The organism is Pseudanabaena sp. lw0831 (genome assembly GCF_016584665.1).
Classification (GTDB): Bacteria; Cyanobacteriota; Cyanobacteriia; order Pseudanabaenales; family Pseudanabaenaceae; genus Pseudanabaena.
The window spans coordinates 22,348-36,425 of the sequence record NZ_BBJB01000059.1; the positions used below are offsets into that span (position 1 = coordinate 22,348).

Below are 14,078 nucleotides of genomic sequence, written 5' to 3' on the forward strand. Positions count from 1 at the left end.
GCACCCAAAGGGTGCTTTGTTTTTTATGGTTTGGCTTTTGCCTCGATCGCTTCCAAGCGACTCTTCAGATCCTGATTGTCCTTACGAACTTGATCAAGCTCTTCACGTAGTTGCTTCAGCCCTGCATCCTTACCAATCGCTCTTTGTACGCGCTGAACCGCTTCGTCGGCAGCACGGCGTACTCTGCCATCAGGAGTCGAGTCAGACAGCGATCGCAATATGCCAATCGCCGCCGCACTATCAACTTGCCCAAGTGCGCCAACCGATGCCATTTGCGTCAAGAAAAAAGTCTCTTGAGCAATTACCTTCAAGCGATTGAGAATCTGCTCAGTTTTGGGTTTGGTTTGCGATTTACCCATTGCACCTAAAGCCCTGATTGATGCTAGGCGCAATGGTTGTGGCACATCAGGTTCCGTGTATTTGATTACGGTTTCCAAAGCCTCATCGGAATCCTTAAGCTTAGCTAAACCTGCGATCGCGCCAGAACGCACCACTTCATTCCAACCTGCTCTCTCTTTGAGAACTGTCTGTAATAGCTTCACCACCTTAGAAGGTTCACGATCTGTGCTCAAAGCTGCCGCCAAATCACCTGTTAGCCTTGCTGCGGTTGCTTCCACATTGTAGCTAGGGTCGCCTTTTTTGATGAATGGTTTAATCAAATCTAAACTCTTCTGCACCTTGTTTTCTGCCAAACCGCTGATTACTGCCATTCTCACCTTTGCATCTGCATCCTCTAAACCCTTTGCCAAAGCTTCAAAAGCTTGATCGAGTTTAATCGAGGCAAGATTTTCAGCAATCTCCACGCGCACGCCCCAGAATTTTTCATCTAAAAGTGCTTGTCCAAGAGCTTTTACCGATTCTAAACCACCTTTTTTCGCTAAGGCTTCCGCACATTGGATTCTTGCGATCGGATCGGGGTTAGCCTGCAAACCAGCTTTGAGTTCAGCAACGCCATATTCGAGAGTGACTTGTTTGAGATAGTTGTTGCCGCGATCAAAACTGATGTACTTAGGTTTTTTGGACAATGGGAAGTAAAAAGCTTGATCTTTCTCAAATACTCGCACCGTGAAAACTTGACTTTCTGATATCTCTTCAAAACCAAAACCAATGGGGATCTTCAAATCAAAGAGTTCATCTTGGGTTTGAGAAACTGTGACCTTCGCCAAGTTATTATCACTATCCCAACTATAGCCAATCTTATATTCTGGATGTCCACCACGGAATACATATTGATCAAAGAGGAACATACAGTTTTTACCCGTTACTTCTTCGATCGCTCTTAGCAGATCAATCGTCTCCACGGTCTTATGGGCATTAGTCCGTACAAAATGATGAATTGCTTTCCAGAATAAATCATCACCTAACTCAGTCCGAAGCATGTGATAAACACAGCCACCCTTCTCGTAGATATGGCGATCGTATAGCTCGATCGCCTCGCGATAGACATGGGTCACCATCGGGCGGCGATAGCGATCTTTATCTTCGGAAATATATCGCCGCGCTTCACCTAGCAGATAATAGGCAGCTTCTTCAGATCCATATTCATGATCTGTCCAGAGCACTTCAGCATAGGTCGCTGCGCCTTCCTTTACCCATGCATGTGACCAATGCTTGATCACCAACAAATCGCCAAACCACTGGTGCGCTAATTCGTGGGCAACCAAACTTTCGCTAGATCGATTATCAAGTGCAGCTCTACTATCCAATACACAGCGATCGGTTAACAAAGTAGTGGAAGTGTTTTCCATGCCACCAAAGATGAAATCAGCAACGCAAACCTGTGCATATTTAGGAAATGCATAGTCATAGCCATACTTCTCACTGAAGAACTCAATCATCTGTGGGGTTTTCCCCATCGTCAAGATCGCTTCTTCGGCAGTACGAGACTTATCGACATAGTAATTTACTGGCTTACCTTTCCATTCATCCTTTACTTCCACAAAATCCCCGATCGCAAGAGTCATCAGATAGCTAGGATGAACTTCTTTCTGTGACCAATGATAAATCTTCTCTTTTTTCTGCTCCCTAACCTCAATCAATTCCCCATTGGAAATCACCATCAAGTCTTTAGGAACTTTAATCCGAATCTCGGAAGTCGCCAGTTGCCCAGGATAATCAAAACAAGGGAACCAATAGCGTGAATCCTCATCTTCACCCTGTGTCCAAACTTGTGTGGGTTTGTTAGGCTGTGCGTCAGTGGGCTGCACAAAGTAAATCCCGCGTTGGGGTTGCTCGGCGGCATAAGCGATCGTAATTTCAATTGGCACACCTGCTTGCGTTGGCTGATTGAGATAAATCTTCAGAAATTCACCGTCATAATCAAATTTGCACTTAGATTTATCTGGATCAGGTTTCGCTTCTATTTGATCGGTAATCGATATATTGTCAATCCGCAAACTTACAGCATCCAAGGTCAGTTCGATGATGCCATCACGCACAGGTCGCAGGCGAATCTTGCAAGTACCTGCGATCGTTTTTTGAGCAATATCAAGCACCAAATCTAGAGCGATATGCTCAACTTGTCCTGGGCGATCGGGATTGTAATGTGGCTTTGCTCCTGGCATGTGGAAAGACTTATGCTTTTTCGATTTGTCTCCATCTCCATCCCAGAAGCCCAATTCTGAGCCTAATTCCAAATAGTTATCCCAAGATTTGCGTGTCATATAACTTGATCTCTAATACGTGCCTTGATTTCACCATAATATAGCAATCTCAAAAGAGTTGGGAGAATATAGCTTGATGTAGATGGCTTTTGGAATGTAATTAACACCTAATCTTTCTTCATACGCTCTTACTACTAGGATTCGTAAATCTTCTGAATACGCTTTTGCCCTATCTTGTTTTCTCTTTTCTTTTTATCTCATGCTGTCCGCTTTGTATTGAAAACTGCAATATAGTGTCTAGCACTCTAATCAAAACCCAAAAAATGGGGGAGATGCTTTGCATCTCCCCCATTTTTTGGGTTTATAGCTAACAAGAGCTATATTTCATACCAATTCTCAAAATGACAATGCCATTTTTGAGAAATTAAAATTCTTACTGGGTTTGGCTTTTAATTGCCTAAAGTGTAGTCACACTTTAGGCAATTGGTATTACGGAGAGAGAGGGATTCGAACCCTCGTTAAAGTTACCCCTAAACAGCATTTCCAGTGCTGCGCCTTCAACCACTCGGCCATCTCTCCTCGCTTAACGTGACAAAGAACTTTTTTAAAGTTGGTTGCTTCATTGCGCGGATTTTAATCATACCAAAACATGACACATATGCAAAAAAAGTTATAAATAAAAACCCAAAGGTTGTGAGGTGGCGCTTAGCGCCACCTCACAACCTTTGGGTTTTACAAATCTAGAACCCTCGCACATCTTGCGGTAAAAATGTGCGATCGCTTGGCAACATCGCCACAGGTTCCGTAAGTGTAAATTCTCCTTTCACAATCCAATCCTTCAGCGTTTTAGCGGCTTCTTCGGATAAATGCAAACTGGCTAATGGCGCAGTCCTCACGGTTGAACCTGCGATCGTAATTTTGCCAGACTTGAGTTGAGCATAGGAAACAGACCCAAAAATTGGGCGTACTCGTCTCGGAATCGAGAAATCAATTACAGGTGCGACTAACTCTTCATCCAAAACAGATGCTCTCGCCACCACTTCTTCATTAATTACAGGAAGCGGTACAGCAACCCCCATCATCAATGACGCACCATAATTACGGAAATAGCAACCCCGCACCCAATCAGAAGTCATTTGCTTAGCATCGCCAATCAGGGCAAGAGTTGCCGCAGGCCCAATGGGAGTTCGGTTCTCTAAACGTTTTTGCATCGGGAAATGTTGCGTTCCTTCCCATGCCACATAGCCAATGCCACCACCCATAAAGATACGTGTACCAATGCCAATTAATTGCAGATCGGGATCGTTCCACAATGGCGAAATCGCTCCTGGATTAGAATAAACAGCATTACCTAAGCGTGGCTGAAGTGGTCCCAAATAGGTATAGAGAGTTTCTTCGCCCCCATTGACTCCGACAATAAAATTCTGATAGAGATTGCGGGGATTAAATAGATAGAATTGATTAATGGATTCTTTAGTAATTGTCGTTTCAAAATTAGCGCGAGGATAGCAATCATTGGGATGTCCGATCGCTTTAAAGTTCACCGTCTTCCCTGCGATCAAATCAGCAATCACATGCCCCCCGCCACGATATTGCGGTGCTTCATCGGTAGGATCAGCTTCTTGGGTTGCTCCTAAATAAATATCGACTGCCCCAAATCCTGCGTAGGCCGGTACACCATCGATCCAGCAGGTTCTGATTTTAATTGGTGGATCGGTGTGTCCTAAATTGAGCACAGCCCCCGATGACTCCATTGGCTCGAATGTACCTGTGACGATCACATCTACTTGTTTAGTAGCTTGAGTCACCCCGATATCCACGACAAGAGCTTTGAGTTCTGTAGCAGTGAGGACTTTAGCCTTACCAGCTTTGATTTTGGCATTAATATCGGCGATCGTTTGAGGCATAGGACTTTGCTAAATTGCAGTTGAGTAGCTACGCACAATTAAATATAAAACCCCAAAATCTGTACCGCCTGCGTAGCGGGCGGTACAGATTTTGGCTCTGGGTTTCTAATTATGTCAAGGTGCTTATCTAGAATATAGTGCTTTGCGCTCTCATAAAAAGCAAAGGGGGCACTTAATGACCCTTTGGCTTTTTATAGTGACCAACCATTACTTGATAATGTGCCTGCATGAATACGATCTAAAGCGCGTTTACCACCCCAGCGATCTACAATTTTGTCGTCATATTTGTCAGCAATTTCCATCACCGCCTTCACTGAGGCTTCTAGCTCCTTCCTGTCACAAGTTGAGCCAACAATTGAATGCTCAAACAGAATTTCACTGTCTGGCGATATACCAAATGCCCCAAAAATCATCTTGGCGTTTTCTTCGAGCAAATATCGCATCAGGTCAGGTTTTAATTCTGCGCCGACTACCACATACGATCGCGTATTAATAATTGCATCATCTTCATCCCAAGGAAAAATTAATACTTCTACTAACGCCGAACCCATAAATATGCCTAATCCTGGAATATCTTGGCGAGCACAGGGACATTTGCTAAATATCTCTTGCATCCACGTTACTACTTTTTCATAACAGGCTTCTTGAGCAGTAGTTTGAAATTTCAAGTTATTTGCCTCCATAGGTTTAGACAACTAAATATAAAACCCCAAAATTTGTACCGCCTGCTTAGCGGGCGGTACAAATTTTGACTTTGTTTTTTTAATTATGCCTAGGTACTTAATCAGACTATACCTATATACAGCCACATTTTCAAATGAAAACCCAAAAATGGGATGCGGCGCACAGCAACGCATCCCATTTTTGGGTTTTCATTTAACGCCTTGTACTATGATGGATAAATCTTAAGAGATACTAAAAATTTGCCTTATTACTTCTTGCGTTTAGGAGGAAACATAGTTGGCTAGTCGCTTCTTATTTACATCTGAATCAGTTACGGAAGGTCACCCTGACAAAATTTGCGATCAAATTTCCGATACGATTCTTGATACCTTACTGGCTCAAGATCCCCGATCGCGTGTCGCTGCTGAGGTTGTGGTCAACACGGGTCTGGTCTTGATCACGGGGGAAATCACCACCAAAGCGCATGTCAACTACGTCGATATTGCTCGTAAAAAAATTGCGGAAATTGGTTACACCAATGCTGATAATGGCTTTTCGGCAAATAGCTGCGCGGTGATGGTAGCCCTTGACGAACAGTCTCCAGACATTGCTCAAGGGGTGAATGTAGCGCACGAAGTCCGCACTGGTGCGGAAGAAGAAGCGGATATTGAAGCAGTAGGTGCTGGTGACCAAGGCATTATGTTTGGGTTTGCTTGCGACGAAACACCCGAGTTTATGCCGATGCCGATCGCGATCGCCCACCGCTTAGCCCGTCAGTTATCAGTGGTTCGTAAAAATGGTACATTGCCATATTTGCGTCCTGATGGCAAAACTCAAGTCACCGTGGTTTATGAAGGTGACAAGCCTGTGGCGATCGATACGATCCTAATTTCGACGCAGCATGATGCGGCGATCGATGGCATTAGCGATGAAGCAAAAGTACAAGAGCGTATCAAAGCTGATCTCTGGACACATGTAGTTTTGCCAAGCTTTGCTGATACATCAGTCAAACCTAATGACCAAACTCGCTATCTGGTTAATCCCACTGGTAAGTTTGTGATTGGCGGACCACAAGGTGACTCTGGGCTAACGGGTCGTAAAATTATTGTTGATACTTACGGCGGCTATGCTCGTCATGGCGGTGGTGCTTTTTCGGGCAAAGATCCGACAAAAGTCGATCGCAGTGCAGCCTATGCGGCTCGTCATGTTGCTAAAAATATTGTCGCGGCAGGTTTGGCTAGCAAATGCGAGTTACAAATTAGTTATGCGATCGGTGTGGCTCGTCCTACTAGTATGCATATCGAGACTTTTGGTACTGGCAAAGTTGATGAAGAAACTTTGCTGCGCTTAGTCAAGGATCATTTTGATTTGCGTCCTGCGGCTATTATCAAGAATTTTGATTTACAAAATTTACCCAGTACTCGCAAGGGTCGTTTCTATCAAGATGTCGCGGCCTATGGTCACATGGGACGCAACGATCTAGACCTTCCTTGGGAACGTCTAGACAAAGTGGAACTTTTGAAAAAGAACGCTTAATATTCCGAAAGGCTCGCTAAGCGAACCTTAAGCCCAAAAGATAAAGAGGCGGCGCGAAGCGCCGCCTCTTTATCTTTTAGGTTTAACCTTCATCACCCAAATAAGCTTCAATTACTGCCCGATCGCTTTTGACAATTTCAGGTTTTCCGATCGCAATTAATTGTCCGAAATCTAAAACGGCAATGCGATCGCATAGTCCCATCACCAAAGGGACATGATGCTCGATCAATAAAATTGTGAGTGCAAAGCGATCGCGTAGACTACGAATAAAATCACTTAATTGACCCTTCTCATTAGGATTCATCCCTGCGGCGGGTTCATCTAGAAGTAATAATTTTGGTTGTAGTGCAAGTGCGCGAGCAATTTCTAGACGGCGCTGATCGCCATAGGAGAAGTTTCTGGCTTTGACATCGGCGCGATCGCTCAGTCCTACTAGTTCCAATAATTCTAAAGCGCGATCGTAGGTTTGCTTTTCTTCTTTTGCAGTTGGTGGCAGTCCTAAGATTCCATTCCAAATACCTGTAGTCGTACTGAGATGTCTTGCGATCGCTACATTCTCTAAAGCCGATAGTTCTCCAAATAAACGGATATTCTGAAATGTTCTTGCAATTCCAAATTTAGCAATCTGATGCGGACGGCGGTTAGTGATTTCTTGCCCATCGTAGAGAGCCTTGCCACTCGTCGGCGCAATTAATCCTGTGATTGTATTAAACAGCGTCGTCTTACCTGCTCCGTTTGGTCCAATCACGCCAAAGATTTCATTTTCTTGCACATCAAATGACACTTCATTTACTGCCACCAAGCCCCCAAAGCGACGGGTTACTTGCTGAATAGCTAAGATTGATTTGCTATTTATATTCATGACAATTGTGATGTGCTTTTGCTGATTTTCGGTAAAGTTGTTGTTACATCGCTTTGCGCTGTAAGCGATACGCTACCATATTTCACGATGTTCTATGAATACAATAATAAGTCCTCTTCGGTTAAGCTCTGTAGCATTGGCAAGTATGGCGATCGCAGTGACACTTCTTCCACAAATCTCTGATGCATCACCTAATTTGCCTCCGCTCAAGCAACCAAAACAGATTAAGTCCTTAACTGCAATCGAAAATGAGATCTTGCTAAAAGCATTGATAGCAGGGAATTTCACCTCCGCAAAATTGGCTTTACTGCTTGGAGCTAATCCAAATACTACAGAAAAATATGGTCTAACTGTTTTAGGAATTGCCGCAAAGAACAGCCGTCTCGACATTGCCCAGCTTTTACTAGCACATAATGCAGACCCTAATTATTCTGAGCCACGTAGTTGTTGTCATCCCACTCCTCTGATGTCAGCTGCATACAATGGAGACATTGAAATGGTAAAGCTCTTGCTTCTCAAAGGTGCTGAAGTTAATAGTAGTCCCGATGAAGGTGTTGCTGCTATAGATGAAGCAATTAGGCTCAATCATCCAGATGTTGTCAAGCTTTTGCTAGAGAACGGAGCGAATCCTAATCACAATGTTTTGGGGGCAACGCCACTCCATCATGCGGCTTATTATGGGTATCAAAAAATTGTTAGTCTTCTGATTGAGCATGGAGCAGATATTAACGCTAAGTCGCTTAGCGATAAAAAGACCCCATTAGCGATCGCAATTCAAAACAAACATCTTGACGTGATTGAACTGCTAAAAAAAGCAGGAGCAAAGTAATTCATTTGATTTGATAAGGTTTTAAGCCACAGTTCTTTGTATTTATATATACAGAAACTTCCTGTCTACTCGCCTTAGATACAGCAAGAACCTGTATACAGTATACGCATTTATCTTTGAATGTTATTTATAAGCACAGTTTTGATAGAGCTGACACTATCAGTGAGATAGGGATAGGAAAGTATGGTTTTGGTCTTAGCAATATCTACAACACAGTGAAATTTACTAGCAAAAAACTTCTCTATCCTAGGTTTAATATTCATGTTGGTTACCAAACAACCTGTACTTAAGCGCTTCTGGTATCCAGTGATGCCGATCGCGCAACTCTCTTCTGACAAACCCCAGCCATTTCAATTATTGGGACAAAAGATTGCCCTCTGGATCGATAAAGATGGTAAACCTGCTGCTGTTGCCGACCAATGCTGTCATCGATCAGCCCAGCTATCCAGAGGTGTTGTGATTGATGGCTGCATTCGCTGTCCTTATCATGGGTGGTCATATAACCCTGAAGGAGCTTGCGTAAAAGTGCCGCAACTAGAGAGTGAAAAGCTACCTAAAACTTACAAGGTGAACTCTTATCTATGTGTTGAAAGGTATGGGTATGTTTGGATTTGTTTAGATCGGGAACCATTGCATCCAATACCTGAGATCTCGGCAGTCACCGACCCTAGTTTTCGCATGATTCATGAGTTTTATGAAACTTGGAAAGTTGGAGGGTTGCGGGTGATCGAAAACTCCTTTGATAGCGCTCATGGGCATTTTGTCCATGCTTCCTCATGGGGTGATCAGAGTAACCCAGTGCCACCACCTATCGACGAAACCGTAGAAACTGACACTGGCTTTGTGATGAAGCATTGGGTGGAAGTTCTGAATCCAGACCTCCAAAAAAAGAATTTAGGGATCACTTCCGAAAAGACGATTCGTACTAATGAACGTACTTGGTATATGCCATTTGCCCGCACGCTGAAAATCCAATATCCCAATGGCTTGATTCATCTGATTTTTACAGCTTATACCCCCGTTGATGACCAAACGACTCAGTTAGTCCAGTTCTGTTTGCGAAATGATACTGAAGATGATGCAAAAGCGGCTGACATCATTGCCTTTGATCGTCAGGTGACGCAAGAAGATCGTGATGTATTGGAAACCACTGAATTTGATGCGCCATTATCTCTATCTGAGGAGCAGCATATGCCGTCGGATAAACCAGGAATCATCATGAGGCATCGACTAGCGGCTTTACTGAAAGAGCATGGCGAAGTGGAGCAACGTCTGAATTATCCAAACCCATAAGGTTGCACACCTTCGGGGTGCAACCTTATGGGTTTGGGATCTACACTTATGCAGCATGAAGGAATATCTCAATGTTAGTTACCAAACAACCAGTACTCAAACGGTTCTGGTATCCTGTTATGCCGATCGCACATCTAACCGCCAAAATGCCACAGCCGTTTGAGTTGCTAGGACAAAAACTAGCACTTTGGTTAGATATTGATGGTTATCCAGTCGCAGTAAGCGATCGCTGTTGTCATCGAACAACGCAACTTTCTAAAGGAGTTGTCATTGATGGGTGCGTTCGCTGTGCCTATCACGGTTGGCAATACGATGGTCAAGGGGTATGTGTGAAGGTTCCTCAATTTAGTCCCGATCAAAAAATCCCTCCCAGTTACAAAGTGGAATCCTTCAAATGTGCTGAACGCTATGGATATGTTTGGGTATGTCTAGACAAGGAACCATTGCTGCCGATTCCTTATATTCCTGAAGCTGAAGATCCTGCCAATCGATTAATTCCTCAGTGCTATGACCAGTGGCAATGTAGCGGCTTGCGGGTGATGGAAAACTCCTTTGATAATGCTCATTTTAGCTTTGTCCATGCCGCATCATTTGGCAGTATTGAGCAGCCAAAGCCAGCAACTTCCGAAATTACAACTCTCGAATTTGGTCTGGTGATTAAATCAGAAGTTCCAGTGATTAATCCGCCTGCACAACAGAAAAATCTCGGCATGACCGAAGCTTTTACAACTCGATTTGTCGAATCGACTTGGCATATGCCGTTTAGCCGCACATTAAAAATTATTTATCCCAATGGATTAATGCATTCGATTTTTACGGCGGCAACTCCTGTAAGCGATCGCATTTCTCAGATTGTTCAGTTCTGTGTACGCAATGACACAGAACTGGATGTCAGTGCCGAAGATGTGATTGCATTTGATCGCCAAGTCGTTTTGGAAGATCGAGTAGTTTTGGAAACGACAAACTACGACACTCCACTTGATGTGGCGGTCGAGCAGCATATGCCATCTGACCAGCCAGGAATCGTGATGCGGCGTAAACTACTTGCACTATTCAAGCAACATGGTGAGACGGAGCAACATTCTTAGGACTTACGCATCTGCCCTGCAATAAATTGCGGGCTAAAAGCTTAAACCTGTTGAAACAGGTTAGTTTGAGGCTTTCTTTAATCAGTTTTACAGCAATTATCGATCAAACGAACCACAAGAAAATTTTTGAAAGTGTTGCTTTGCAACACTTTCAAAAATTTTCTTGGTTTGGGTTTGAGCGCAAAGCGCTGTAACTGACTTGAGCTTTGAGCCAAGAACTTTAGTTCTTGGTTGATTTGCGTAAGCCCTAATTCTTAAAAGCTATAGATTTTTGCGGGAATGTTTTGCCCATGCGTCTGAAGTGGTTTTAACTACGCACCAAGTTCTAAAACATCTGCAAATGGCAAATCTTCGGAAACTTCTATACTCTCCACCCAAATCTCATTTTGCAAATGCTCTAACCTCTTTGCTTTCACCGATAAATTGGGGCTGCGTTGTGAGGTTGATGGGTTACGCGATCGCTAACCTATCCTACATTTATTTCTTCAAAAGCTGAGGAGTTGTATATTCCTTAATTCCTGCTAGGCGGATAGCGCTACAGCCTAGTTTGAAGGCAAACTCGTAAGTTTCTCCTGCACCGATCGCTGCATAAAAACCAACGGCAAACTCAATGGCGGCGAGATCGTCGATAGTTTGATTCATGCCAATTACATATTTGATGTTTTGGCGGATTGCTTCGGCTTGGGTTTCGCTATAGCAAGCATTGAGGACAACGCATTCAATGCGATCGCTAAATAGATCGAAGAGATCGGCTAAGTCTTCTCCTCCAATTAATTTAAACTGTCCATCGATATCTTCAAATACTAATCCATCTTCATCGGCTCCATGTCCTGAGAAATGGATGATTTGTGGGTTGAAGTCTAGCATGGCTTGCTGGATATCTCTCGGACGAACAGCTACAGCAGTTTTGATCGGTTCTGTGCCATAACCTGCGAGGCGCAAGCGTTCTTTGATGTCACGTTCTTCTTGTTGCAGGCGCAAAGAGACTGAATTTTTAGGATTTGCGGCAAGCATGAGGATCGTTTTCATGGGTTTAGTTGCTTCTTTTTCTTTATTTGAGAGTGATGTTTCAGGAACTGCTTTTTGGCTGAGTTTATTGTTTTGTACGCCTGTATTTTTACCTTTAGTTTTCAGCTCACCAATAACTACTTGTCCTGTTTGTCCTTCAAAAATATAAGTATCACCTTGATGATCTTCCTTCTTATGGCGCGATCGCATTTCTTCGATATTACTAATGTCATCGCCTATTTCGCGAAGTTTCCGATCGCGATCGGGGTCGATGGAGTCATCAAGTAGGCGGCGAACGTTGACATCTTCACCACTTTCATAACACTCAATGGTGGGGCGACGCTGATCGGAATATTGATTTAGACGCTTTAAGGTATAGGTGTATGGCTCGGTGAGGGTTTTACATTTAGCGCAGTTGCAAGGGATGAGGGTGTCGTATTCTAGGCGATTTTCAAAGTGATCGTGGATTTTTTCAAATTCATTGTTGATGATGGTGAGAAAGTCTCTTTGCCCTGAACCGCTGAGGCGAATCCGAATCTCGCGATCGTGGGTGCGTTCGGTGACTTCGGCACGGGTGTTACCACGATTGAGAACTACGCCATATTTCCAAACTAAAGCGCGATCGGGATCGGAGACGTTTTCAATTTTTTGATGCATTTCCACAATAAAGCGGCTCAAAATCCCCTTGGGCATAAAGATTTTGTAACGGTAGCGGAGAATCAGATTTTGGCTAGTATCCCAATCATAATTGGGAGGATCTTTTTGGAGGAGGTGAGGGGCGATGTAGTTACCTTTATGGTGGGGGATTTCGTAACAGACTTTAAACTCCTTCATTAATTGCAGAAGTTCATAGCGCATAGTCGCATATTGCCTGTCTCGCCAAATATTTTGTAGATCGGCATCACAAAACTGTCCAAGTTCTTTTTTGACTTTCTCATTATCCAGAATTTTGTAAATGGCGGCAGTTCCCCAGTTGGGTTTGAGAATGAGGCGATGGCGGAGGATTGCATCTTTTTGGAAATGGAGACAGATGCCGAGTCGATGCAGAAAGTCGCTGATATCTAGCATCTCTTGAGGATCGCTAATTTTGTGTAATCGACAAATCGATTCGTATTCACTAAGAGCGATATAGTTGCGTCCGTCATTTTCGAGAGCATAGCGGACGTTCAGCCATGAATTAGGGAAAGCAACTCCTTTAGGTAGGAGATCTTCGAGGTTGCGTTGAATGCTCTCTTTGATGTCTGCTAGTCCGCGATTGTCAGCGAGGTTGATGCTTTGAGGTGTTCTAAGCTGTTCAAATTCGGCGCGTAGTTCTCGGAGATTGAGGTTACAGGTGCGGTTTTGCTTTTCGTTTTGAATCAATAGTACGGGGCTATCTTTGCCGAGTAAACGGATGATTTGTAGCCAAAAATAATGATCGGTGTCTTCTTTGCGGCTATCGGCAACTAACAGATAGAGGGAGCGCTCGGTGAGGAAAAATTGATGGGTTTGGTGATAGATTTCCTGTCCACCAAAGTCCCAAATATTCACCTTATAGGTTTGCTGATTGCGTCCTGTAAATTCCCATTGCAAAATATCGATGCCCTGTGTGGAGATGTCCTCGGTTTCAGGTTTAAGTTGATAATCAGCATTAATCAGTTTGTTGGCGAGGCTAGTTTTGCCCGAACCACCTTCACCAACGATCAAGATTTTTGCTTCATAGATCTGGGTAGTTTCCTTGGGATCTTGGGTGCGGAAATAATAGTCAAGAATTGGACGTGCAGAAGGTTGATATTCTCCTGATTGTGGAGCCAGAAGATCGCGAGGAATACTAATCGGGTTGCTACGCAAATCTAAATATTTCAATTTAGCTAAGTTGGCGATCGCGTCTGGTATCGCCGTGATTTGGTTGCTAGAGAGGTAAAGCGTAGTCAGATTTGCTAAATTGGCGATCTCGTCTGGTATCGCCGTGATTTGGTTGCTAGAGAGGTAAAGCGTAGTCAGATTTGCTAAGTTCGAGATTGAGTCTGGTATCGCCGTGATTTGGTTGCTATCGAGGTTAAGCGTAGTCAGATTTACTAATTTGGCGATCTCGTCTGGTATCGCCGTGATTTGGTTGCTATCGAGGTTAAGCGTAGTCAGATTTACTAATTTGGCGATCTCGTCTGGTATTGCCGTGATTTGGTTGCTATCGAGGTTAAGCGTAGTCAGATTTACTAATTTGGCGATCTCGTCTGGTATCGCCGTGATTTGGTTGCTAGAGAGGTTAAGCGTAGTCAGATTTACTAATTTGGCGATCTCGTCTGGTAT

At 43.7% G+C, this 14,078-nt stretch carries 9 protein-coding genes and 1 tRNA gene; 4 read left to right on the top strand and 6 right to left on the bottom strand.

Annotation, left to right across the window (positions count from 1 at the left end):
- Nucleotides 1-23: 23 nt before the first annotated feature.
- The 4 genes from APA_RS12020 to APA_RS12035 all read right to left on the bottom strand — a co-directional run bounded on the left by APA_RS12020 (nucleotide 24) and on the right by APA_RS12035 (nucleotide 5,193).
- The gene (locus APA_RS12020) at nucleotides 24-2,663 is read right to left on the bottom strand and encodes a M1 family metallopeptidase (protein WP_201322514.1); all 2,640 of its coding nucleotides are present in this window, start codon (nucleotides 2,661-2,663) and stop codon (nucleotides 24-26) included.
- Between the two features lie 432 nt (nucleotides 2,664-3,095).
- A tRNA-Ser gene (locus APA_RS12025) sits at nucleotides 3,096-3,182 on the bottom strand.
- 161 nt (nucleotides 3,183-3,343) lie between these two features.
- Nucleotides 3,344-4,510 (bottom strand): homocysteine biosynthesis protein, encoded by a 1,167-nt coding sequence (locus APA_RS12030; RefSeq protein WP_201322515.1) that lies wholly within the window; start codon nucleotides 4,508-4,510, stop codon nucleotides 3,344-3,346.
- 191 nt (nucleotides 4,511-4,701) lie between these two features.
- The gene (locus tag APA_RS12035) at nucleotides 4,702-5,193 is read right to left on the bottom strand and encodes a YbjN domain-containing protein (RefSeq protein WP_236579532.1); all 492 of its coding nucleotides are present in this window, start codon (nucleotides 5,191-5,193) and stop codon (nucleotides 4,702-4,704) included.
- Nucleotides 5,194-5,470: 277 nt separating this feature from the next.
- On the opposite strand from APA_RS12035, the gene metK reads away from it, so the two are divergent.
- The gene (gene metK / locus APA_RS12040) at nucleotides 5,471-6,709 is read left to right on the top strand and encodes a methionine adenosyltransferase (RefSeq protein ID WP_201322516.1); all 1,239 of its coding nucleotides are present in this window, start codon (nucleotides 5,471-5,473) and stop codon (nucleotides 6,707-6,709) included.
- An 82-nt stretch (nucleotides 6,710-6,791) separates the two neighbouring features.
- Here the strand turns inward: metK and APA_RS12045 are convergent, their stop codons facing one another.
- Nucleotides 6,792-7,571 (bottom strand): ABC transporter ATP-binding protein, encoded by a 780-nt coding sequence (locus APA_RS12045; RefSeq protein ID WP_201322517.1) that lies wholly within the window; start codon nucleotides 7,569-7,571, stop codon nucleotides 6,792-6,794.
- Between the two features lie 94 nt (nucleotides 7,572-7,665).
- Between APA_RS12045 and APA_RS12050 the strand changes: the two genes are divergently transcribed.
- From APA_RS12050 to APA_RS12060, 3 genes are all read left to right on the top strand, one after another.
- The gene (locus APA_RS12050; protein WP_201322518.1) at nucleotides 7,666-8,400 is read left to right on the top strand and encodes an ankyrin repeat domain-containing protein; all 735 of its coding nucleotides are present in this window, start codon (nucleotides 7,666-7,668) and stop codon (nucleotides 8,398-8,400) included.
- A 261-nt stretch (nucleotides 8,401-8,661) separates the two neighbouring features.
- On the top strand, nucleotides 8,662-9,693 hold the full coding sequence (locus APA_RS12055; RefSeq protein ID WP_201322519.1) for an aromatic ring-hydroxylating dioxygenase subunit alpha: 1,032 nt from the start codon (nucleotides 8,662-8,664) through the stop codon (nucleotides 9,691-9,693).
- A 71-nt stretch (nucleotides 9,694-9,764) separates the two neighbouring features.
- Entirely contained in the window at nucleotides 9,765-10,781 is a 1,017-nt protein-coding gene (locus tag APA_RS12060) for an aromatic ring-hydroxylating dioxygenase subunit alpha (protein ID WP_201322520.1), read from the top strand.
- A 477-nt stretch (nucleotides 10,782-11,258) separates the two neighbouring features.
- Here APA_RS12060 and APA_RS12065 read toward each other — a convergent pair.
- Nucleotides 11,259-14,078, bottom strand: a 2,820-nt coding sequence (locus APA_RS12065; RefSeq protein ID WP_201322521.1) for a COR domain-containing protein, incomplete at its 5' end; no start/stop codon positions are given.